Source organism: Beijerinckia sp. 28-YEA-48 (assembly GCF_900104955.1).
Taxonomy (GTDB): domain Bacteria; phylum Pseudomonadota; class Alphaproteobacteria; order Rhizobiales; family Beijerinckiaceae; genus Terripilifer.
Genome location: NZ_FNSI01000001.1, coordinates 1,618,232 through 1,640,688, shown reverse-complemented (window position 1 = coordinate 1,640,688; position 22,457 = coordinate 1,618,232). Strand labels below are relative to the sequence as shown.

Annotated in this window: 25 protein-coding genes; 11 read left to right on the top strand and 14 right to left on the bottom strand. The window is 61.5% G+C overall.

Annotation, left to right across the window (positions count from 1 at the left end; all coding sequences use genetic code 11):
* Positions 1-6: 6 nt before the first annotated feature.
* The 7 genes from BLW50_RS07755 to BLW50_RS07725 form a co-directional block, all read right to left on the bottom strand.
* Entirely contained in the window at positions 7-444 is a 438-nt protein-coding gene (locus BLW50_RS07755; RefSeq protein ID WP_170850044.1) for a nuclear transport factor 2 family protein, read from the bottom strand.
* Position 445: 1 nt separating this feature from the next.
* Positions 446-1,219, bottom strand: a complete 774-nt coding sequence (locus tag BLW50_RS07750; RefSeq protein WP_090699909.1) for an HpcH/HpaI aldolase family protein — start codon at positions 1,217-1,219, stop codon at positions 446-448.
* Between the two features lie 5 nt (positions 1,220-1,224).
* Positions 1,225-2,577, bottom strand: a complete 1,353-nt coding sequence (locus BLW50_RS07745) for a Rieske 2Fe-2S domain-containing protein (protein WP_090699906.1) — start codon at positions 2,575-2,577, stop codon at positions 1,225-1,227.
* Positions 2,578-2,589: 12 nt separating this feature from the next.
* On the bottom strand, positions 2,590-3,357 hold the full coding sequence (locus BLW50_RS07740; RefSeq protein ID WP_244544162.1) for an ABC transporter ATP-binding protein: 768 nt from the start codon (positions 3,355-3,357) through the stop codon (positions 2,590-2,592).
* A complete protein-coding gene (locus tag BLW50_RS07735) occupies positions 3,357-4,151 on the bottom strand; it encodes an ABC transporter permease (RefSeq protein ID WP_244544161.1) in 795 nt (264 codons plus the stop codon). The genes BLW50_RS07740 and BLW50_RS07735 overlap by 1 nt, the downstream gene beginning before the upstream one ends.
* 34 nt (positions 4,152-4,185) lie before the next feature.
* Positions 4,186-5,154 carry an ABC transporter substrate-binding protein gene (locus tag BLW50_RS07730; RefSeq protein WP_139267522.1) on the bottom strand — a complete coding sequence of 323 codons (969 nt, stop codon included), beginning with the start codon at positions 5,152-5,154 and terminating at the stop codon, positions 4,186-4,188.
* A gap of 80 nt (positions 5,155-5,234) precedes the next feature.
* Entirely contained in the window at positions 5,235-7,241 is a 2,007-nt protein-coding gene (locus BLW50_RS07725; protein WP_210186050.1) for an alpha-ketoacid dehydrogenase subunit alpha/beta, read from the bottom strand.
* A gap of 616 nt (positions 7,242-7,857) precedes the next feature.
* On the opposite strand from BLW50_RS07725, the gene BLW50_RS07720 reads away from it, so the two are divergent.
* The 3 genes from BLW50_RS07720 to BLW50_RS07710 all read left to right on the top strand — a co-directional run bounded on the left by BLW50_RS07720 (position 7,858) and on the right by BLW50_RS07710 (position 11,131).
* Positions 7,858-9,027 (top strand): MFS transporter, encoded by a 1,170-nt coding sequence (locus BLW50_RS07720; protein ID WP_090699894.1) that lies wholly within the window; start codon positions 7,858-7,860, stop codon positions 9,025-9,027.
* Positions 9,028-9,124: 97 nt separating this feature from the next.
* On the top strand, positions 9,125-10,468 hold the full coding sequence (locus tag BLW50_RS07715) for an esterase-like activity of phytase family protein (RefSeq protein ID WP_170850043.1): 1,344 nt from the start codon (positions 9,125-9,127) through the stop codon (positions 10,466-10,468).
* Between the two features lie 78 nt (positions 10,469-10,546).
* A complete protein-coding gene (locus BLW50_RS07710; RefSeq protein ID WP_090699887.1) occupies positions 10,547-11,131 on the top strand; it encodes an HdeD family acid-resistance protein in 585 nt (194 codons plus the stop codon).
* Between the two features lie 28 nt (positions 11,132-11,159).
* On the opposite strand, the gene BLW50_RS07705 is transcribed toward BLW50_RS07710, so the two are convergent.
* From BLW50_RS07705 to BLW50_RS07695, 3 genes are read right to left on the bottom strand one after another with little or no spacing between them, the layout of a single operon-like run.
* Positions 11,160-11,288 (bottom strand): DUF2474 family protein, encoded by a 129-nt coding sequence (locus BLW50_RS07705; protein WP_090699883.1) that lies wholly within the window; start codon positions 11,286-11,288, stop codon positions 11,160-11,162.
* Positions 11,288-12,271: a cytochrome d ubiquinol oxidase subunit II gene (cydB, locus tag BLW50_RS07700; protein WP_090699880.1), complete on the bottom strand. Its 984-nt coding sequence runs from the start codon at positions 12,269-12,271 to the stop codon at positions 11,288-11,290. Before cydB ends, BLW50_RS07705 begins: the two co-directional genes overlap by 1 nt.
* 31 nt (positions 12,272-12,302) lie before the next feature.
* A complete protein-coding gene (locus tag BLW50_RS07695; RefSeq protein WP_090699877.1) occupies positions 12,303-13,712 on the bottom strand; it encodes a cytochrome ubiquinol oxidase subunit I in 1,410 nt (469 codons plus the stop codon).
* A gap of 280 nt (positions 13,713-13,992) precedes the next feature.
* On the opposite strand from BLW50_RS07695, the gene BLW50_RS07690 reads away from it, so the two are divergent.
* From BLW50_RS07690 to BLW50_RS07665, 6 genes are all read left to right on the top strand, one after another.
* Positions 13,993-14,352 (top strand): ArsC family reductase, encoded by a 360-nt coding sequence (locus BLW50_RS07690; protein ID WP_090699875.1) that lies wholly within the window; start codon positions 13,993-13,995, stop codon positions 14,350-14,352.
* A gap of 10 nt (positions 14,353-14,362) precedes the next feature.
* Positions 14,363-14,947 carry an ASCH domain-containing protein gene (locus BLW50_RS07685; protein WP_090699873.1) on the top strand — a complete coding sequence of 195 codons (585 nt, stop codon included), beginning with the start codon at positions 14,363-14,365 and terminating at the stop codon, positions 14,945-14,947.
* Positions 14,948-14,974: 27 nt separating this feature from the next.
* A complete protein-coding gene (locus tag BLW50_RS07680; protein ID WP_090699869.1) occupies positions 14,975-15,343 on the top strand; it encodes a DoxX family protein in 369 nt (122 codons plus the stop codon).
* 14 nt (positions 15,344-15,357) lie between these two features.
* Positions 15,358-16,167: a DUF72 domain-containing protein gene (locus BLW50_RS07675; RefSeq protein WP_090699866.1), complete on the top strand. Its 810-nt coding sequence runs from the start codon at positions 15,358-15,360 to the stop codon at positions 16,165-16,167.
* Positions 16,167-16,811, top strand: coding sequence for a hypothetical protein (locus BLW50_RS07670; RefSeq protein ID WP_090699863.1), 645 nt, complete (start codon positions 16,167-16,169; stop codon positions 16,809-16,811). Before BLW50_RS07675 ends, BLW50_RS07670 begins: the two co-directional genes overlap by 1 nt.
* Positions 16,812-16,954: 143 nt before the next feature.
* Positions 16,955-17,212, top strand: coding sequence for a hypothetical protein (locus tag BLW50_RS07665; protein ID WP_090699860.1), 258 nt, complete (start codon positions 16,955-16,957; stop codon positions 17,210-17,212).
* A gap of 80 nt (positions 17,213-17,292) precedes the next feature.
* Here BLW50_RS07665 and BLW50_RS07660 read toward each other — a convergent pair whose 3' ends face one another.
* Positions 17,293-17,604: a hypothetical protein gene (locus BLW50_RS07660; protein ID WP_139267520.1), complete on the bottom strand. Its 312-nt coding sequence runs from the start codon at positions 17,602-17,604 to the stop codon at positions 17,293-17,295.
* Between the two features lie 245 nt (positions 17,605-17,849).
* Between BLW50_RS07660 and BLW50_RS07655 the strand changes: the two genes are divergently transcribed.
* Positions 17,850-18,596: an NADPH-dependent F420 reductase gene (locus tag BLW50_RS07655; protein ID WP_170850042.1), complete on the top strand. Its 747-nt coding sequence runs from the start codon at positions 17,850-17,852 to the stop codon at positions 18,594-18,596.
* A 55-nt stretch (positions 18,597-18,651) separates the two neighbouring features.
* On the opposite strand, the gene BLW50_RS07650 is transcribed toward BLW50_RS07655, so the two are convergent.
* From BLW50_RS07650 to BLW50_RS07640, 3 genes are all read right to left on the bottom strand, one after another.
* Positions 18,652-19,098 (bottom strand): GNAT family N-acetyltransferase, encoded by a 447-nt coding sequence (locus BLW50_RS07650; protein WP_090699850.1) that lies wholly within the window; start codon positions 19,096-19,098, stop codon positions 18,652-18,654.
* Between the two features lie 14 nt (positions 19,099-19,112).
* On the bottom strand, positions 19,113-20,090 hold the full coding sequence (locus tag BLW50_RS07645; RefSeq protein WP_090699845.1) for a S1C family serine protease: 978 nt from the start codon (positions 20,088-20,090) through the stop codon (positions 19,113-19,115).
* Positions 20,091-20,214: 124 nt separating this feature from the next.
* Entirely contained in the window at positions 20,215-21,438 is a 1,224-nt protein-coding gene (locus tag BLW50_RS07640; RefSeq protein ID WP_090699840.1) for an MFS transporter, read from the bottom strand.
* A gap of 343 nt (positions 21,439-21,781) precedes the next feature.
* On the opposite strand from BLW50_RS07640, the gene BLW50_RS07635 reads away from it, so the two are divergent.
* Complete coding sequence (locus BLW50_RS07635) at positions 21,782-22,441, top strand: tetratricopeptide repeat protein (protein ID WP_170850041.1); 660 nt, start codon at positions 21,782-21,784, stop codon at positions 22,439-22,441.
* Positions 22,442-22,457 lie beyond the last annotated feature (16 nt).

Sequence of the window (22,457 nt, the reverse complement as noted above, 5' to 3'; positions counted from 1 at the left end):
CCATTGTCATCCAGCCGCCGGCGCCACCATGAACTCGCGGATCGTTTCCTTGCGGCGGATACGCCAATTGCCATCAATCCGGACCAGTTCGCCGTGGGACGACAGCACCATCGAGGGACCGGAAATGGTGGGTGCCGTCTTGCCCCCGGGCCCAGTATAGAAGGTGATGCAGAGCGAGAAGGAGGCCGTGTCCACGCCTTTGGCCGTCGTCACCAGATTGGTGATGATGTGGCGGGCGCGTGTGTCGGTGCTGCGCCCTTCATAGATCCTTTCCACAGCGGCCGGTCCGCGCACGACGGCGCCGGCACGGTGCCATTCCCCGTCAGGCGCGAAGAAGCCGGCGACATCCTTGAACCGGGCTTCGTCGATGGCCTGATAAAAGGCCAAGAGAAGCTTCTGGCAGTCCCACTCCGTTGCCAGCCAATTGGCGTTGTCCTGGGTCATGTCAGGCGCCCTGGGCCACGGTGGCGGCGATCGCATTGGTGCCTTGCATGAGCACGCCGATATCGGCGCCGCTGATGAAGAATGTGCCGCCGAACTTGCGCCAGTGAGCAATGTCGGCGGCGGCCGCCAGGCAGCCGGTCATGACGCCGCATTGGCGGGCCAATTGCATGCCGTCCTCAAGCGCCTTGCGCACCTCTGGCGCATTCGGCTGGCCAGGGAAGCCGAGCTGTGCGGCAAGGTCGTTCGGCCCGAAGAAGACCGCATCGACCCCTTCGACACTGCAGATGTCTTTCAGGTTCTCCAGCGCCTCGCGGCTTTCGATCTGCACGGTCACGGCAATGGGCGAGGGGCCGCTGCGATAGTAATTCTTGTCGAGGCCCCACATGGCGGCGCGCACGCTGCCGCCGATGCCGCGCCGGCCTTCCGGCCCAAAACGTGTGAGCGAGACGATGTGGCGAGCCTGCTCGGCCGTGTGCACATTGGGAACCATGATGGCATCGACGCCGAGATCGAGCAGCGGCTTCAACGTATCGACATGCTCCGAGCTGATGCGCACCAGGATAGGCTTGCGCCCACCGGCCGCAACGATCTGCTGATGCAGGATCGGAATATTGGTGGCCGCATGTTCCGCCTCGATCGCCAGATAATCGATATTGGTGTGGCTGAGGATCTCGATCGTCTGGAACGTCGGAATGCAGGCGAAGATGCCGCAGACGAATTCGCCCGAGACGATGCGCTGCTTGAAGGAAGGGCGAGTGGTGGCTGCTATGTTCATCTTGATTACTCCGCGACCTGCTGCGTGTGTTGAGGGGGGACGTCTGGCGCCAGACCGAGCTTGTTGCCGAACCGCTCCACCATCACGTCCTCGAACTTGATCTGATCTGAACAGACATGGCTGCCGCACCGCAGCCGATAGAGATCGGGACGTGCATGGGCGATTGGCAAAAGGCCTTCGTTGTCGAGCACCCGCGCCGCGTCGAGAATGAAGCGGCGGAACTGCACCACGCCGAGGTCGGACGAATTGAGATGTTCCTTGGTCCGATCGGCGATGACCCCTTGACTGATCTGGATGGCCGCATCTTGCTCCGACACGCCTTTGATGCCGGTGAAGCTTTTGTTCTTCTGATCGACGCGGTCGATGAGGAAGTCATTCGCCTTGTTGCGGTAGGCCACATAATTTTCATCGACCTCGGAATGGATCGACGCGCCGGAACGGAAGCGTTTGACTTCCTCTGTGCCGAGGGGGCGGTCAGGATTCCAGCTGTAGGTGAAGATCCAGTGCGACGTATCGTCGATCGGAACCCAGCATTGACCGTGCATGGTTTCGCCTGGCAGCGCATTTGGCGCGAGACCGTGATTGGGCATCAGGAATTGGCTGACGCGCCAATAGGTGTCGCCAGGATCGGCATGGCGGGCGCCGCCCAGAACGAGGCCAGCTTCATGAGGGATGATGGAGAAGCGCACGGCGCCGTCATTGCGGATCCATTGCAGCCGCCGCTCGTCGGCCGAGGATTGGCCAACGAACTCCGACCCCGTGACCTGCTGCCGGTTCTTGTCGATCGGTAGGTGAAGGAAGGAGAAATGCGCCGTATCGAGGCCGCCTTCGCAGGCCTGCGCCCAGTTCGACTCCTGGAATTTCTTCGACGCGAAGGTATGGGTTCCCGGCAGTTGCGTGAATTCGAACTCAGGAAACTCCGGCATCTGCTCGGCAGGCCCGAGATAGACCCAGATGATGCCGCCGGCCTCGCGGGTCGGGAACGTCTCAAGCTGGATCTTCTCGCACATCTTTTGCCGCTGGCCGTTGTCGGGCAGGGTCGGCACGTCGAGGCAGCGCCCGTTCACGTCGAACTTCCAGCCGTGGTAGACGCAGCGGATGCCACCTTCCTCGACGCGGCCGAAGAACAGATCGGCGCCGCGATGCGGGCAGGTGGGTGTGATGAGCTGTGCCTTGCCGGCGCTGTCGCGGATGGCGATCATATATTTATTCAGCATGTTCACCCGACGCGGCGGGCAATCGGGCTCCGGCAATTCTTCCGACAGCAAAGCGGGCTGCCAGAAGAACCGGAACATATGCCCCATCGGGGTGCCTTCGCCGGTTTGCGTCAGGAGGCGGTTGTCTTGTTCGCTGAGCATGTGGGTTTCCCCTTATTCAATAATGCCGAGTTTCTCGGCGATCAGGTCGTGGAGAATTTTGAAAGCGGCCGCATCGGTGCGGTCGGCTTCGGTGGGGCGATGTTCGAGCAGCAGCTTTGCCGGCGCGCCGAAGACCAGGATGCGATCCGCCATCTCGATGGCGTCATCAATGCGATGGGTGACGAACAGGCAGGTCTTGCGTAATTCGCGGATCAGCCGGCTGATGTCGGCGCGCAGAACTTGCGACGTCACATGATCGAGCTGGCTGAAACATTCGTCGAGCAGCAGGATTTCCGGATCGATGGCGAGCGCGCGCGCCAGGCTGACACGCTGGCGCATGCCGCCTGACAGTTCATGCGGGTAGAGGTTGGCGGCGCGCTCAAGGCCAACCCGCGCCAGCCATTCGGTCGCTGTCTTACGTGTCTGCGACTTCTCTTCGTGCAGGATCTGGAGACCGAGCTCGACATTTTCGAGCGCCGTGCGCCAGGGCATCAGCCGGTCGGTCTGGAAACCAACAGCAATCACGCGGCGCAATTGCTGAAACTCCGCCTTGGGATCGATGCCCATCACCCGTACTTCGCCGCGCGTCGGCGCCAGATTGCCCATGATGAGATTGAGCGCGGTCGACTTGCCCGCACCCGTGCGGCCAAGGAAGGAGACGATCTCGCCGCGTTCGACGGCGAAGGACAGGTTCTGGATTGCGACGACGTCACCGAAGGAGACGCCGACCTGTTGGAGTTGAATGGCGGGAAGGTCAGTGGTCATTTGAGCGGCTTGCATCAGCGCACCTCGATCGTCTGGCGATAGCTGAGCACATATTGTTCCACCCACGTCACCAGCTGTTGCAGCACGATGTTGAGCCCGACGAGCAGGATCGTCCAGGCGAGGATGGTGGCGATGTCGAAATTGGCCTGGGCCAGGCCCATCTGCGCACCGATGCCAGCCGTTGCCGCGATCAGTTCGGCGAAGATGATCATGCGCGTCGCATAGCCGATCACCGAGCGCGTGGTGGCGAAAATATAGGGCATGACATGGGGAACGATCAGGTAGCGCAGCACCTGCCAACGGTTTGGCCGGAAGCTTTCGCACATTTCCAAAAGGTCCTTGGGCATGGCGCGAATGGCATCGGCCACGCCAAGCGCATAGAAGGGAATGACGATGACCAGCAGGATGAAGAAGATGCGCAGCTCCGGCATGCGGAACCAGAACACGGCGATCAGCATCCAGGAGAGGGCCGGGATGCCCGTATCGATCACGATCAGCGAGCGCAGATAGGGCCGCGCGGTGGGAAACATGCCCATCGCGAGGCCAACGCCGGTACCAATGAGCATGGCGCAACCCAGGGCCAGCGCCAGCCGGCCGAGGGTGAGGAGCATGTCGCCATAGAGCGGCAGCAGTTTGTTCCACAGGCTGCTGATGATGTCAGCTGGCGGCGGCGCGATATAATGCGGCGCGACCATGCTGGCGATCTGCAACAGCACGACGATCGCCAGCGCGGTGACAATGCCCGCATAGCGCTCGTGCTTGGGAAGGCGCGGCAGTGCGGGTTTTTCCTGCATCACTTCGATTGTCATGGGCCACTCTTATGCGAAGGGTTCAACGAGACCGTCAGCTCGGGAAAAAGTCCGGATTGATCTTCGGATTCTTCTCATCAATGTAAGCCTGGGCGGCGCGAATAGACTCGCGGCCGTCTTCGGTCAGCATCGACAGGTTGAGGAATTTCAGGCGTCCAGCTTCATGGGCCGCGACCATATCGGCCACTTTCAAGCCGAGCTTCGGCGCCGCGATGCTGTAGATCTCCGAAGGGTTGGCGTTGATCGCGGCAACGAGGTCGTGACACGTCGCATCGACGCGTTTGGGCAGGTCCGGATCGCGGGCGATCGCTTCCTTGCGCAGGGCCAGGCCGAAATAGGGAAGCGGGCGCTTCTGGCGGCTTTCATATTCGCGGCCGAGATTGAAAATAGCGCGCAGATCGGGCACTTTTTCGAAAGCGCCGATGATATTGGGCTCCCAGGACAGGGCCGCGTCGACATTGCCAGACACAACCATCGCGACCGCCTGGACCGGGTTCGGCACATTCTGCACCGGCATGTCCTTGCCGAGTTCGACGCCATAGGCGTTTTTCAGAACCGCCCGGCACATATTATAAGAGCCGGTGGCGACGACGGCGGCGAGAGGCCTGCCCTTGAGTTCCTTGGCCGACTGCGGGCCGTTCTTGCCGGCGACGATATTGATGATGTCGGCGGTGGTGAAGATCGAGGCCAGTTTCACCGGGACGCCTTTGTCGGACATGCCTTTAAAGCTGTCCCAGGCGCCGATGGCGAGATCGAAACTGCCGGCGATGAAATCGCTGTAATAGCTCGGTACGGATGTGTAGGCGGTGGCGAGTTCGATATTGAGGCCGTGTTTTGTATCGAAGCGTTTTGCTTTCAGATATTCGTCGAAGATCACGCTGATGCCGGCGTTCAAGGTCGCGTAACGCACCGTTGTTTTCGCCTGAGCGTGAACGGCTGGGGCAAAACACAGAGACGTGCTGGCTGCGCCCGCTTGTAGAATACGGCGTCGTGTAATGCTCATAACTTTCCCTCCCTTATTCCCCGCGCGTCCCTAGCGCGCTCCTTTAGAAAGAATAGGCTCGTGTCTCTCCCAACACGGGCTTATTCCGCCACAGCCCGCACGACGCTGCTGTCGCTCCCTAAAAGCGCTTTGACCTGCGCCACCACTTTGGCGGCGTTCGGTAGCAATTGCGCCTGCAACACAGGTGAGGCAGGCATGCGCACATCAGGCGTCGCCAGCCGCGCCACGCGCGTCAGGCCGGCGTCGTGAAGGCGGCAGGCGAGTTCAGCGCCGACGCCACCAGTCAGATTAGCCTCATGCACGATCAGAGCGGTTTCGCCCGCCGCGCGCACTGCCGCGATCAATTCAGCCTCGGGCAGGGGCGAGAGCCAGCGCAGGTCGATCACCGCCGCGTCGATGCCGAGTTTCGCCAGCTCCTCCGCCGCGTTCTCGATCACCGGCATGCCAGTGCTCCAGCTGACCAAAGCGATGTCCTTGCCGGCACGGCGCTGGCGCAGGCCGCCGATCGGTTCGACCGGGCCCTCAAGGCTGGCCATCTCTTTGCGCTGATAGAAGACTCTGGATTCAATGATGATGGTCGGATCGTCATTGGCGATCGCCGCCCGCAGCATGTCGTAGGCATCCTGCGCCGTCGACGGCAGGCCGATGCGCAGGCCGGGGATGTGAAACAACAGGGCTTCGAGCGATTGCGAATGCTGGGCGCAGGAGCCTGGCGTCGTGCCCTGCTGCATGCGCACGACCAAGGGTGCCGAGGCCTTGCCCTGGGTGATGTAGCGCAGATTGGTCATCTGGTTGATGATCTGGTCGATCGCCACCAGCATGAAGTCGGCCCACATGATCTCGACCACCGGCCGCAGGCCCATCATGGCGGCGCCGAGCGCCGAGCCGAGAATGGCGCTTTCGGAAATCGGCGTGTCGAACACGCGCTCCTTGCCGAAGCTCTTTTGCAATGTGCGCGTGCAGCCGAAAATGCCGCCACCGCCGCCGACATCCTCGCCATAGACGAGAAGCTCCGGCCGCTCCTGCAATTCCTGTTTCAACGCCATGGTCACGGCATTGCCATAGGTGGTCTCGGTTGGCGCGCTCCGGCGCGCCGGACGCGGCTTGGATGCGGGCAGGGCGCCGATGATGTGGTCTCTGGCCGTGGCGGGATTTGGCAGCGGCGCCGCTTCGACGCGCTGCCGCAAGGACTCGATGTCCTGCTTCACCTCGGCGTCGATCGTATCAAGCTCGCGGGCGAGGCTCGCATCCGTCTCGATCAGCTTGTGGCGCAGTCGGGCTAGGGGATCCTTGGCTTGCGCCGCGTCCCATTCGTCCTTCGGACGATAATGTTGCCCGTCCTTATTATAGTGGCCCCAGAGGCGAACGGTTTCGAATTCGAGAAAGATCGGCCCGTTGCCTTCCAGCAATTGCTGACGGGCCATCGCGACGCTGTCGCGCACCGCCACCGGATCGCCGCCATCGACGGTCGCCGCCTTGATGCCATAGGCGCCGGCGCGTCGGGCCTGGCGCGGTACCGGCGCCACCTGATCGGACGGGGTCATCTCGGCCCAGCCATTGTTCTCGCAGATGAATAGAACCGGCAGCTTGTTCAGGCTGGCGAAGACCAGCGCCTCGTGCGCCGATCCCTGGTTCATGGCGCCGTCGCCGATGCTGACAACGGAAATACCGCCGGTTTTCTGCAGCTTCTGCGCCAGCGCGACGCCAGCGGCGATGGGAAAGCCCGCACCGACAATGGAGTTTTCGCCGATGAAGCGATGCTCAGGCGCGATCATCAGCGCCGAGCCGGCCCGCCCGCCGTTGATGCCGGTGGCGCGATGGCAGATCTCGCTCATCGCCGCAAAGGGGTCGATGCCGACCTCCAGCGCCCAGCCGTGGCCGCGATAGGTCGCCGAAATGCGGTCTTCGTCGCCGAGCGCCTCCAGGGTGCCGACCGGAATGGCCTCCTGGCCGGCGCACAGATGGATGGATCCGACCGCCAGCCCAGCCTCGCTGAACTGCATGCACAGATCTTCGAAACCGCGAATGTGGGCCATGCGCCGATAGGCGCGCAGGCTGAATGTTGCGTCAGAATTGTCTTTCGGCACGTGCGACCAGCCCAGCGGGCCTCCCTGTGGTCTTATCGTATTATGATTGTGATATCATATAGTGATTGTCAAGGCGGTTTTTTGGCCGGTATGGCGTCCGCCCACAACCGCATGCGGAGACGCGTAATCCGGCCGCTCCAACGAGATCGCAACTTTCTGGCGTCGGTCAGACCGCAGGATGTGGCGGACCGATCGCGCCATGAGAATGTTGGAAGAGGGGCCGCTCTCAAGGGAGTGGTCTTCGCGGCTTGGCGCAGCGCGGCCTCACGATCGCGCTCGGCACCGCGGGGGTTGCTGAACGATCTGGGTGAAGGTGGGATGTGAGACCGCAACCCGGATCGTCCGCGGTCTGCTGTTCGTGGTTATGTCGGCGTCGCGTTGTTCACGCCGCTCCATTCGCATTGTCGAAAAACGAATAGTGCAGGCTGGGGCGTTATCGCCGTTGTGACGATCAGCGTGCCGGCCGCGCCTTTGATCGTATTCTTTTAGAGAAGCGCGAAGTCTATGAATCCTTTGTCGCGTGCATCGCCTGGACGCTCTATCGCCGCAGCGAATAACCAGGGCGCGCAAGGGGTTTCCTTTTCAGCCTGCGCCCCGTATTCCTGCGGGCTGGATCATGATGAAACACAAAAGCAACAACACGGCGGCCGCGATACCGATCTTTGCCCTGGTATTGCTGGCCTCCAATTTGCGGCCGGCGCTGACCAGCGTCGGCCCGCTCCTTGAAGAGATCAGACAGGGCGTCGGCATTTCGGTGACGGCCGCTGGCCTGTTGAACAGTCTGCCTCTGCTGGCTTTCGCATGCTTCTCGCCGCTGGCGCAGTTGGGGCGTCGGTTTGGGTTGGAGCGAACTCTGGTGGTGTCGATGTTGGCGCTGACCACTGGCTTGCTCTTGCGCTCGCAGGGCTCCGTCATCGCGTTGTTCGGCGGCACGATCATGTTGGCTGCCGGTATTGCCATCGCCAATGTTCTTATTCCCGGTGTCATCAAACGCGATTATGCCAACCGTGTGCAGAGCACGACCACGCTCTATGCCATGGCGTTGGGGCTGACCTCGGCCATCGCGTCAGGGCTTGCCGTGCCGTTGTCCAATTGGCTGCCCGGCGGCTGGCGAGCGGCTCTGGCGGCATGGTCGATCTTCTCCGTGGTAGCCTTGATCGTCTGGCTGCCACCGGCTTGGCGGACGCCGGGTGAGAAAAACATTGTGCGCGTGCCGCGCACCTCGGTCTGGCGCTCGTCGCTGGCCTGGAAGATCACCGCCTTCATGGGCCTGCAGTCCATGACGTTCTATATGACGATTGGTTGGTTCCCGGCGATCTTGCAGGACATGGGCTATTCGGCGGAGAACGCAGGCTTTCTGATCACGCTGTTTCAGCTCATTTCGCTGGTGGTCGGCATCAGCATTCCGCCGCTCCTGAGATTGGCGTCGGATCAAAAGCTGTTCGTGTTTTTCGCCTCGCTGCTGATCTCGGCCGCGCTCATGGGAATGATCCTGATGCCCGGCATCGCCTATCTGTGGGTGCTGCTGATGGGGCTGGGCAGCGGCGTCTGCTTCGTTCTGGCGCTCGCCTTCATCGGGCTGCGCGCGTCTGATCATTATCGCGCGGCGTCTTTGTCGGTCATGACGCAGTCGATCGGCTATCTGGTGGCCGCGATGGGCCCGCTAGCCTTTGGCTTCCTGCATGATTTTGCGCACAATTGGACGGTACCGTTGATCGCCATGGTGGTCGTGACGCTGGTTCAGGCCCTGTTTGGCCTCGCCGCTGGCCGCAACCGCACGGTTTAAGGGGGAAAGTCCGTGCCGGGTGGACGGACGAGAATGATCGTCATCCGCCTGTCATCGGGCCCCGCCATAGCCGCGCCACCGTATCTGGAGCGCCATGATGAACCGTCCGCTTTCCCTGTTTGCTTCGCTGTCCCTGGTCGCGCTGTCGATCGCTGCTTTCGGCAGCCAGGCCGCCGCCCAAACCATTCAATCGCGCATTTTTTCCTCCGAGGATCCGAAATTCGTGTGGAAGACGGTGACGCTGCCGAACGGCAAGACGGGCGCCTATACGCTGGGTGTCGGCTCCGGCGCCTTCCGTCATCGCAGCGATCCGCCGAATGTGGTGTGGACCACGGGCGATCGTGGCCCGAACATGACCTGTAGCGAGGCGCCAGCGATCCTCGGCGAGGAAATCGCGCAGACCTGCCGCAAGCTTTCCAACGGCCGCATCTATCCGACTCCCGACTACGTGCCGTCGATCTACAAGCTCGAACTCGATCGCGATAAGGGCACGTTCAAGCTGCTCGAGACGATCCCGCTGCGCAAGGCCAAGTCAGGCGCGACGATCACCGGTCTCCTTAATCCGCAGACCAAGGCCACCAAGGACACCGGCATGGACATGACCGGCAAGGTCTTGCCCGACGATCCCGACAACGTCGATCTCGAGGGCATCGTCCGTCTGTCCGACGGCACGTTCTGGATCGGCGAGGAAATGGGTCCTTCCATCGCCCATCTGTCCGCCGACGGCCGCATTCTTGAGCGCCATGTGCCGACCGATGCGGCAGCTGACTATAAGGATGCGGAAGCCAAGATCGTCGCCGATCTGCCGGCGATCCTGACGAAGCGCCAGGGCAATCGCGGCATCGAGGGCATCGCTGTATCGCCCGACGAGGCTTTCCTCTATTTCATGGTGCAGAATCCGCTCGCCAATCCCGACGCCAAGGCTTATCAGGCCGCGCGCAACACGCGCTTCTTCAAGTTCGATCGTCAGGCCGGCAAGGTTGTCGGTGAATGGGTCTATCAGCTCGCCGATCCGCAATCCTTCGGCTTCGATCCGTCGCCGCGCCAGAACGAGCCGCGCATCTCGGAAATCCTGGCGCTCGGCACCGATCGTATTCTGGTGCTGGAGCGCACCGAGAAGACCACGAAGCTGTTCGAGATCACCCTCGATGGCGCCACCAATATTCTGGGCAGCAAGTGGGACGAGGTGGCCACCTCGCCGTCGCTGGAACAGCAGAATGACCTTGGGCCGTTGAACGTCACGCCAGTCACCAAGACGCTTCGCCTCGACACGTTCCGCGACATCAAGGATGCGCCGGAGAAGATCGAGGGCATGGCCATCCTCGAAGACGGCACCCTGATGCTGATTAACGATAACGACTTCGGCATTCGCGGCGACGCCACCAAAATCGTCCTGGTCAACGGCGCGGTGACGGCCGATCCGGCGATTTGGAAGAAATAATGGCCGGCGCGTCGGCTATTTGCCTCGGGCCAGCTTTCGTCGCATCGTAGGGCGTTCGCTGAATCAGGAGGTGAGGCTATGACCGACGCATCATCCGCTAGCTCGAATCCCCAAACGCCACTGCCAGCCCCCTTTGCCTTGTTGAAAGCCAAATGGGGCTGGATCGTCGCGCTCGGCGTGGTCTACACCATCGCCGGCGTGGTCGCCCTCGGCAGTGTCGTCATGGCGACGGTGGTGAGCGTACTCATCGTCGGTTTCATGATGATACTCTCGGGTGTCTTCGAGATTATCAATTCCTTCCAATTCAAGAGTTGGGGCAAGTTCATCCTCTGGCTGCTGCTTGGGGTGCTCTACATCGCCTCGGGCGTGATTTGCTATCTCAACCCCTTGCTGGCGGCGACGGCATTGACCTTGATGCTAGGCGTCACGCTTGTCGTATCGGGCATCTTGCGCATCGTTCTGGCGTTCAACATGAAGAGCGAGTCGCCGTGGATCTGGGTTAGTCTGTCAGGTCTTGTGACCTTGGCGCTGGGTGTGATCCTGCTGGCGCGCTGGCCGCTGTCGGGGCTCTATGCGCTCGGCATTTTCCTGGGCATCGACCTTGTGTTTGCCGGCGCTGCTTGGATCGGCCTTGGCCTGGCGGCCCGTAGCAAACAGGCCTAGCCCAGCACTTTCCGATATCGCATCCGCTTCAGCCCTTGAGCCAGAAGCGGATGCCATAGGCGACGATGCCCAAGGCCGTGATACTGACCAGCCAGATCGCGGCCATCCACAATAGCCGCTGCCACAACGGCGCTTGCGGCTGCATGGGCGCCGCCATCAGTGATAGCCCTCCGCGCCGGCCTTGCCGCGAAACACCCAATAGGCCCACGCGGTATAGGCGAGAATGAGTGGCATGATGATCACGACGCCGATCAGCATGAACGACTGGCTGCGGTGAGGCGCCGCCGCATCCCAGATCGTTACCTTATCGGGCACGACATAGGGATACATGCTGACGCCGAGGCCGGCGAAACAGATCAGGAAGAGCGCCAACGCCAGAAAGAATGGCCAGGTCTCGTGTCCCTTGCGCATGGCCAGCCAGAACAAGCCGGCAAGGATAGCCGTCAGCAGCGGTACCTGCGCTGTCGCCAGGACATTGGGGAAGGTGAACCAGCGCTGGTAATAGCCAAAAGCGAGGAACGGCGTCGCCAGGCTGACGGCGACGATGGCGACCAACGTGCCAATGAAGAACCGCCACGCCAGGCGCCGCGCATGTTCCTGTGCCCGTCCTTCGGTTTTCCAGATCAGCCAGGTGGCGCCGAGCAGCGCATAGCCAATCACTGTGCTGACGCCGGTGAGCAGGCTGAAGGGCGACAGCCAGTCGAGCCAACCGCCACCATAAGAGCGATTCTCGACGGTGATGCCTTGCAGCAGGGCGCCCAGGATCATGCCTTGCGAGAAGGCCGCGACGACGGAGCCGATGGTGAAGCCCGCGTCCCAATAGGGCCGGTGGCCCGGATCGCGAAAGCGGAACTCGAAGGCGACGCCGCGAAACACCAGGCCGAGCAACATCGCGATGATCAGGGGATAGACCGCCGGCATGATGATGGCGAAGGCGAGGGGAAAGGCGGCGAACAATCCGCCGCCGCCCAGCACCAGCCAGGTCTCGTTGCCATCCCAGACCGGGGCGATGGAATTCATCGCCTGGTCGCGCTCATCGCCGACGGCGAAGGCCGGGAAGAGAATGCCGATGCCGAGATCGAACCCGTCCATCACCACGTAAGCGAAGACGGCGAAGGCGATGATAAAGGCCCAGATCATCGGCAGATCGATAAGAGATGCACTCACGATCTCACCTCCGGAAGGATTTGCTGGCGACGGCCGGGGCAGGCGTGAGCCCGGCGGCGCGCGACGGCCCTGTCTCGGGCTCGGATTCGCCGCTCATCGGCGGGCTCGCCATCAGCCGTAGCAAGTACCAGACGCCCAGGCCGAACACGATGAAGTAGACGATGACGAAGGCCAGCAGCGAGGTGGCGACGGCGGAGGCCGCGAGCGGCGAAGCGCTTTCGGCGGTGCGCAACAGGCCATAGACGGTCCAGGGCTGGCGACCGACTTCCGTTGTCACCCAGCCGGCAATCACCGCGACGAAGCCCGATGGTCCCATGACGATGGCGAAGCGATGCAGCAGCGGCCAGTCGTAGAGCCGGCCGCGCCAGCGCGCCCACAGGCTGCACAGGCCCAGAAGCAGCATCAGCATGCCGAGGCCAACCATGATGCGAAACGACCAAAAGACGATGCCGACCGGCGGCTTACGATCGTCGGCCACCGTGTCGAGGCCGGCCAGCGGCGCGTTGAGATCGTGCTTGAGGATCAGCGACGACAGTTTCGGAATCTCGATCTTGTAGTCGACACGCTTCTCGGCGCTGTTGGGAATGCCGAATAGGATCAGCGGCGCACCATCAGGGTGGCTGTCATAGTGCCCCTCCATGGCCATCACTTTCACGGGCTGATGTTCCAGCGTGTTGAGGCCATGCATGTCGCCGGCGAAGATCTGGATCGGCGCGACAATGGCCGCCATCCACATCGCCATGGAGAACATTTTGCGGGTGCGTGGATCGTCGCGGCGGCGCAGCAAATGCCAGGCGCCGACGCCGCCAACCACCAGCGCGGTCGTCAGATAGGCGGCGATGACGGTGTGGACGAGCCGATAGGGAAAACTTGGATTGAAGATGATCGCCCACCAGCTCGGTCCCGGGACGAACTGGCCGTTGGCGGCGATCTCATGGCCTGTCGGTGTCTGCATCCAGCTATTGGCCGAGAGAATCCAGAAGGCCGAGATGAATGTGCCAACGGCAACCATGAGCGTCGCAGCGAAGTGCAAATTTTTACCGACGCGGTTGAGGCCAAACAGCATGACGCCGAGAAAGCCCGCTTCGAGGAAGAAGGCTGTAAGCACTTCATAGGCCATCAACGGGCCGATCACCGGGCCGGCTTTGTCGGAAAACACCGCCCAATTGGTGCCGAACTGATAGGACATCACGATGCCCGAGACGACGCCCATGCCGAAAGTCACGGCGAAGATCTTCAGCCAGTATTTGAACAGATCGAAGTAGAGCTGCTTGCCCGTCCACAGCCACAAACCATCGAGCACAGCCAGATAGCTGGCGAGGCCGATCGAGAAAGCGGGAAAGATAAAATGGAAACTGACCGTGAAGGCGAATTGGATGCGGGCCAGCAGAACGGGATCGAGATGGTCGAACATGTGTCGCTCGCGTCTTTCCCAACGTGTTCGCCGGGACTGCTGCGACGCTAACCACGTCACAGAGCGCGGCGATATTGCGACATTGTTGCACGTCTTACGACAATGGTCAAAATTACAATTGTTTTCAGCGAGATCTAATGGGTGTGGCGAAATGTGACTGCGCCTGCGCGTCGCATGGATAACAACGGATTCGCCGCTGCATTGCTGGCTGCAAACCCGCTGTCAAACCTTGCCGACACTCCGTTCATGACGTCATAGTCAGAATCAACAGGAGAGGACGATGGGCAAGACGAAGGCGATTACGATCTACGGCATCAAGAACTGCGACACGATGAAGAAGGCGCGCACCTGGCTCGATGAACACGGCGTTGCCTATCAGTTTCACGATTATAAGGCGTCAGAGATCGACAAAGCCTCGCTGGAGAAATGGGCCGGCGTTGTCGGCTGGGAGACTCTGCTCAATCGCGCCGGCACTACCTTCCGCAAACTGCCCGAGAAGGACAGGGAAGGGCTCAACGAGAAGAAAGCCATCGCGCTGATGCTGGCGCAGCCGTCGATGATCAAACGGCCGGTGCTTGATGTCGACGGGAAGCTGACGGTCGGCTTCAAGCCAGATATTTACGGCAAATTGTTCTCATAAGCCGCGCTTCATGCTGTTCAGGTCCGCCGTTCTCGATGCGATCCGGCAGGGGCAGGTGACGCTGGCGTTCCGGCGCTGGCGCAAGCCGACCGTTAAACCTGGTGGAACCCTGAGGACGGCGATCGGGGTGCTGGCAATCCGTCAGGTTGAACCTGTCGATCTCGATGCGACGACCGGGCAGGACGCGAAACGGGCCGGATTTGCCAATCGCACGGATTTGCTCGCCGATCTGGCGAAACAGCGAGAGGGGCAGCTTTATAAAATCGTCTTTGAGTGGCTTGGCGCTGATGACCGTGTGGCCTTGCGGGCGCAAGCGACGCTCAAAGCCGAGGAAATCTCCGCCTTGCGCGACTGTTTAAGCCGCTTCGACCGGACGCCGGACGGGCCGTGGTCGCTCAACACTCTGCGGCTGATCGATCGCCGCAACGATGTCGCCGCCGGCGAGTTGGCTGATGCGTTGGGCATGGACAAGGCACTGTTCAAGCGGCGGGTTCGCAAGCTGAAAGATCTCGGCCTCACCGAAAGCCTGCGGGTCGGCTATCGGTTGTCGCCGCGTGGCTGCGCCTTGCTGGCGGCATTGCCTAATCTCCGCTAGGTTCGTGCCCCAACCAAGAGCGCCATCATGTATGCTGATAAAACCGTGCTGCAGATCGTGGGACAACTGCTGATCGCCCTTCTGTTCATCGGCACGGGCATCATGAATGCGGGGTGGAAACAGCAGCAGCATGTGGACCGGATGATCGCTGCCGGCATTCCTTTTCCCTGGGTGACGTTGTGGATCGGCTTCGCGGTGCAAATCGTCGCCGGCATCATGCTGGCGCTGAATTGGAGGGCGCCGATCGCCGCCGTGTTGCTGATCGTCTTCACCCTCGCGGCTTCGGCCATTTTCCACCGTTTCTGGCTGGTCGAGGACCCGCTGCGGCGGCACTTTCATGTGAGCAATCTATTCGGCAATGCGGCGGTGATCGGTGGTCTGCTGCTGTTGATGTAAATTTGGAGAGCGTGATGGCGAAAGCGGCCAAAGCCAATATCAGAATCGGGGTCGGCGGCTGGACCTATGAGCCCTGGCGCGGAACCTTTTATCCGGACGGACTGACGCAAAAGCGTGAACTCGAATACGCCAGCCGGCATATGACCTCGATCGAGATCAACGGCACCTATTACGGCGCGCAGAAGCGCGACAGTTTCATCAAATGGCACAATGAGACGCCGGACGGTTTCATCTTTTCGATGAAGGGCACGCGCTTTTCGACGAACCGGCGCGTGCTGGCGGAGGCGGGTGAGTCCGTCGGGCGCTTCCTTGGCAGCGGCATCGCCGAACTCAAGGATCGGCTTGGGCCCGTGAACTGGCAGTTCCATCCATCGAAGAAGTTCGATCCTGCCGACATGGGCGCTTTCCTGGCGCTGCTGCCGAAGGAGATTGAAGGCCAGCCGCTGCGTCATGTCATCGAAGTGCGCAACGACAGCTTTTCGACGCCGGAGTTTATCGAACTGGCGCGCCGGCATGGCGTTGCCATCGTTTGCGCCGCCGGTAATTCCTATTTGCAAATCGCCGACCGCACGGCCGATTTCGTTTATGCGCGCATCACCATCACCGATGACAACGTGAAGGGTGGCTTTACCACCGCCACCATCGACAAATGGGCTGAGGCGGCACGTGCCTGGGCCGCTGGCGATATTCCCAAGGGCATGACTGCTATCGCGCCGCTGCCGAAAACGAAAACGCCACCGACCGATGTGTTCATTTACATCATCGGCGGCTACAAGGAGCGCAATCCCGCCGCGGCGCAGGCTCTGATCGAAAAGCTGGGCTGATGCCTCTGCAGAACCGCGTGCTGCCGGATGGCGAGATTGTCGCTATTCCCGAACGCGGCACGTTCACAGGCAATCGCGGCATCATTCACGACCCGGCGACGCGCACTTTGCTGAAGCGTCGTTGGACAACACACGCCTGGATCGTCTGCGTCTGCGAATTCCGGGGCCGTCGCCGCGCCGTGATGGCGCAGCGCAGTTGGACCGAACTGTTCTTTCTCGACGAAGCGACGGCGCTGGCCGCTGGCCACCGGCCGTGCTTCTTCTGCCGCCGCGAGGATGCCAAGCGCTTTCAGGCGGCCTGGGCTGAGGGGAACGGCGTCGCCTTGCCGAAGGTCGCGGTGATGGACGGGGTTCTCCACGGCGAACGGCTCGAAGGCGAGGGCAGGGGTAAGCACAAGCGTAAAAGCAAGCGCCTGCATGTTTTACCCGCCGCCATCGCCGCGCTGCCCGATGGTGTCATGGTGCGGGACGGGGACGTCGATTATGCGGTGGTGGGCGGCCGTCCGTGGGTCTGGTCGCCTAGGGGCTATCGGCGCAGTGAGACGGAACTGTCCCGCCCGTTTATGTTGACGCCGCCCTCTACGGTACGCGCGATGGTTGCTGGCTACCGCCCGGTCCTCCATTCCAGCCTCACGTCTGGGTGATGAGCGGTGGAAGTACCGCATTGTGGTACAGAAACTTGTCAATTGTTATTGTTACGGCTGTGTTTTGGCCTATATCCGTAGGGGAGATACCCCTGGCCGACGGTTTTTGCCGCCGGCCAAATGAATGAAATGGTCTGTTTTCAATGATCAATGCTTTTGCAAAATTGAGCTTTGATACGGCGATGCTGGTCCTGGAATCGCAGCAGGTGATTGGTCTGCGCATGGCGAAGCTGGCTCTCGGCGGCCCTGCGGCGATGCACGAAGCCAACCGCATGGTGAGTGAAAAGGGTTTCGCGTTCGCGGAAGCGGCCACTCATATGGCCTTGGGCGGTTCAACCGATGCGATGGTACGTAAGGTTCGGCGCACGGTTCGCGCCAACCGCAAACGTCTGACCAAATGAGTGATCAGCGGTAAATAGCTTTAGGCGGCGCACCGTGTTGGCAACGGATGCGCCAAATTTTGAGATGTCCGGTCTCGCAATTAGCGCTGCGCCGCAGCCTGATCCGCCGGGATATTGTAGAGCGGAATGACCCGGACGGCCTTGCGGGGCTGAACCTGTGTGACGGCCGCCTGCGGTGTCGTTGGGGCAAGCGCGACAGTCTCGGCCACGGCGACTTTCACGACGGCGACTTGCACGGTCGCCCCATTGGCCGCCTTGACGCCATTGCCTTGCGCCAGAACCAAGGCGCCACCGATGACGAGCGTCGAAAGAGCGATCGCCAGAGTGCGGCCAAACCGGACATTGGCATATCCGCGGTCTTCACCTTCGATATTGATGCGATTGCGGGACATGAGCCTCTCCTGTCGGCCGATTGCCTCGGCCTTCGTGAGGCTCTTATGCCCGTGGCTGCGTTGGGTTGCCGTGCGTTGGCGCACATGGCCGGCCTCCATCTTGGCGATCGGAAAAATATTCAATCTTTATAGTGTATTAAATCGCTATGATCGCGGTCTGCGTCTGCTGTCGGAATCGTGATTTGTGCCACCGCCTGCGCCCCGACTAGGGTCGTGGCGGCGCTGGGCCTACACGGATGTCAACCATGATGAGGCCACCGTTTTTTTCTATCGATCGTCGTGATTTTCTTGGCTTAGCGACAGGTGCGTTGGCGCTCGCGGCGTCGCCGGCTTTTGCGCAAGTGATCGGCAATCCCAAGCCCAAAATCGCGACCATCGGCGCCGGCCGACAAGGCGGCACGCTCGGAACCTTGTTCGCCAAGGCGGGGTTCGAAGTCATGTTCTCGGCTCTTGATCCAGACGCGCTGAAAGACCTGGTCACGGCTGCCGGCCCAAACACCCAGGCCGGCACCACTGCGCAGGCCGTTGCCTTTGGCGATGTCGTTCTGATTGCCGTGCCCTACACAGCGATGGCGCAGATCGGCAAGGATTTCGGCAGTGGCCTGGCGACCAAGCAACTGGTCCTGGATATATCGAACCCCATCGCCGGTCGTGATGGCGCTGACTTGGTGAAACAGGTCAACGATGAAGGCGGCGCGGGCCTGGCAGCAGCTAAAATCTTGCCGGGCGCGCGCATCGTACGCGCCTTCAATGCCATCAACTATGCAGCGCTCCCTAAGGCGGCCCACCGTAGCGGTGAGTCACTGGGAATACCGATCGCTGGCGACGACGCGAAAGCGATCGCGCTGGCGAGCAGTCTGATTAAGGACATCGGCTTTGAAGCTGTTCTCGTCGGCGGCTTGGCGAAGGGAAAATATCTCGTGCCCGGAACGCCGCTTGCCGGCGAGCATACGCCAGACGAGCTGCGCAAGATCGCAGCAGGCTTGGCCTAGTCTCAAACCAACTGCAGCCTGGACGAAGCCAGAAGCCGGGCTGCTCTCGGCATTATCAGCTCAAATGTTTCTCGAAGAAAACGCGGTTGAAGCCATCTTCCGTGCGGCGCTCAACCTCTACGTATCCAAGGCGAGGATAGATCGAGAGATTATCCGTCATCTTTTCGTTCGTGTAGAGATGCACGGCGTTTAGACCCGCACGCCGGGCTTCGTCCTCGCAGAACCGGACCAGCGATTTGCCAATCCCTCGACCCGTCGCGGCAGGCTGCACCGCGATGTTCTCGAGAAACATAAAATATTCTCGCGCAGAGAATACGATGAAGCCTTGCAGATGATCGGCTTCATTCATCGCCACATAGACCTGACCAGCGGCGATCTGTGACGCAAAATCAGCAACCATCGGAGCTGGTTTGCGACCTATCGCTGCGACATAGGGGGAATAAGCGTTTTCGGCACAGGCGCGAATGGCTGCTTCGTCGTCTTCGACCGCTTTCCTGATCAATGGGGTCCTGATCCCTAATGCAGCTTCGGTGCCCGGAACATTTGCGCCCGGTCGCCCGAGCGCACGCTGACGTCGAAGGTCACGCCATCCCGATGCAGGGTCATGGGAATGTCGCAGCCGGCATTCCCCTGGGCGTGGATGGTGCGGTAGAGCTGGGCCAGTGAACTGATCGGCTTGCCGCCGATAGCCAGAACGATGTCGCCGTTCTTCAATTCCGCCCGCCGCGCCGGGCCGCGCTGGCTGCGGCCGACCACCACGACCTTGTCCTCGATCTCGGCGGCATAGATGCCAAGCCACGGCCGGGGCGGCATGCTGCGGCGGCCGAGCCGGACGAGATCGTCGAGAATGGGTTTCAACAGATCGATCGGCACGATCATGTTGAGATGGCCGCGCTCGCCCTTGTCGCCGCCCTGTTCGAGATGCAGGGAGCCAACGCCGAGCAGATCGCCGTTCTCGCTGATCAGCGCCGTACCACCCCAGTTGGGATGAGCGGGGGCGGTGTAGATCGCTTCGTCGAGGACATATTCCCAATAGCCGGCGAATTCCTGCTTGGCGACGATGCGCGCGGCGACCGAATGCTCACGACCGCCGGCGCCAGCGACAATCACCGCATCGCCGGCGCGCGCCGCGGCCGAACTGCCCAGCGGCAGATGCGGCAGGTCGAGCCGGGCCAGGGCCTGGACCAGGCCGAAACCGCTTTCCTGATCGTAACCGATGACCGTGCCAGCGAAGGTGCGCCCGTCATTGGAGCGCAGCCACACTTCCTCGGCCTCGGTGATCAGATAGCCAATGGTCAAAAACAGGCCGCGATCGTTGATCAGCACCGCATTGCCGCCGCGCTCTGTGCCCAGCGTCTCGGCCGTAAAGGCTTCCTCTGGAACGCGCGCAGTCAACGCCACGACAGACGACAGGGCGTCGTCCAGATCGAAGGTGTAGTCGTGCGCTTTGGGCTGCAGGCTGGAGGGAAGTTTCCACTCGGGCTGCGACGGCATGGCATTCACTCCAAAACCGGTTGAACAAGCGACCGGCGATCCTGTCGAGGTTTCATCATATATAGCATCAAGTCGCGATTTTTGCAGGACGTTCTAACCTTGCCGGAAGGCACTGATCACAGTTCTAATAGGTGAGATGAGGCCGGCGGCGGACATAAATGCTGATCACCGCCAGGCCGGTCAGCATGACGCCGCCGACCAGGAAAAAACTGGCGGCGAGCGTGCCCACCGAGGCGACAATGCCCATGCTCGTCGGGGTGATGGCGGCGGCGGCGCGATTGGCCGTTGTGCGTAGTGCCGCGCCGATGCCCTGGGATTTCCGCCCCGACGCCTCGATCAGCATCGACAGCATCAGCGGCTGGCTAAGGCCCATGCCCAGGCCGCGCAAAGCCGCCGTCGTCGCCAAGGCCGGATAGGCGGTCAAAAGTGGCGTGGCCGCGACGAAAATCACGGAAACCGCCGTGGACAGGATCAGGGTCCAGATCGGCGGAACCACCCGCACGACCGGGCCCACCAACAGTGCGCCGACGGCGGCAACCGCCGAGGAGACGGTGACGAGAACACCGATTTGCGTCGCCGAAAAGCCGATCGTCGACAGATAAAGCGGATAGAAGGAATCCTGCACGCTGCTGGCGCCGATACGGATGACCGTAATCATCAGCACAATGGTCATGCCCGGCAGCGCGGCCATGCGCAGCGCGGCGGAATAGTCGGCAACGCGCGGCATGAAATCGGCGAAGCGAAAGCTGTGGGCCATGGCGCCGCTGCCGCGCTCGGGCGCCGCGGGGGCGAAGTGGGCGGAGACGAGGGTGCCGAGCGCCCAAAAGGTCAAAACGGCGAAGCCGCCGGCGACGCCGATATGATCCCAGGCGAGGCCGGCGATCGGCGGTCCGATGAAGCTGCCCATGCGCAGGATGAAAGCGAAGCGCCCGGCCAGTTTGTGACTGCCGCGCATGTTCTGCCCAAACAGGGTCTGGGCGCCAAGCCAACCAATGGCTGAGCCATAGCCGTTGAGCATCTGCAAGAGGAAGACGCCTGGCAGCCAAACGACGATCGGAAACAGCGGAATGGCGAAAATACTTAACAGGCAGCACCAGACCATCAAACGCCGGGCGCCGAAACGGTCCATCAAGGCGCCACCATGGATGGCGAAGAAGAAGGGCAGGATATGCCGGGCGCCGATGACCAGGCCGACGGTCGCCGCCGAGGCGTTCTGACCATGCAGCCACAGCGGCAAGATGATGCCGGCGACATCGTTCAGGCTGTTGGAAAAGAAGCCTGTCAGGTAGATGGGAAGCTGAACCCGCCACGGCACATCCGGCTCGGCCGGTGTGGGCGTGGTCTTCACGGTTTGGTCGATTTTTTCCTCCGCTCGTCCGCGATTACGGTGCGGGCTTTATGTTTTCGTTCTCGTAGCTTGGTGGTGCAGCGTCAAGCTAATGGCTTGCGGACCGCTTCGAAGCGTTGGATATCTATTAAACTTAGATATTTGGAAATTATCTTATCGATTTGAATTATATAGGTATTTAAAGGTGCGCGGTCAGCGCTGCAGCCTGTTGGAAAGTGGCGCTTAACGCCGACAGGGGCGATTTTGCCGCCTTCCGCCGTGAGCCTCGCCTTCGCCGCGAGTCCGTGCTAACCGCATGGCAGAACGCCTGTTTGAGTCAGGCTCACCCTTTTCCGGAAAGTCCATGTCCGATTTTATCCGCGAGGTCGACGAAGAATATCGCCGCGACCGAGCTGCCAAGTTTTGGCAGAAGTATCAAAACATCATCATCGCCGTGGCCGTGCTGGTGGTGGCCGCCACCGCTGGCTGGCGCATTTGGGAAACGCAGCGCCTGAAAGCGGCGCAGGCCTCCGGCGCCCAGTTCCAGGCGGCGCTGCAACTGGTGCGCGATGGCAAGCCGAAGGAGGCCGAAGCGGCTTTCCTCGAGATCGCCAAGACCGGCAACCCGGGCTACCAGGTGCTGGCACGCCTGCGCGCCGCCGATGAGATCGGCACCCGCGATCCCAAGGAAGCGGTGCAGATTTATGATGCGATCGCCGCTGACAGCGCTGTCGATCCTCTGCTGCAGCAAGCCGCCAAGCTACGCGCCGCCTATCTGCGCATCGACGACGCCGATCAGGCCGAAATCAAGCAGCGCATTGAGCCGCTAGCCGCGCCGACGAGCCCGTTCCGCCATACCGCCCGCGAACTGCTCGGCCTCGCCGCGCTGAAGGCCGGTGACATGCAGAGCGCCGGTCGTTGGCTCGACATGGTCGTCGCTGATCCGCAAACACCGCAATCAACCCGCGACCGCGCCTCGACACTTCTCGGCCTTGTCGCTTCCGGGGCAACGACCGGGCAATAGCCTGGATTGGACGATC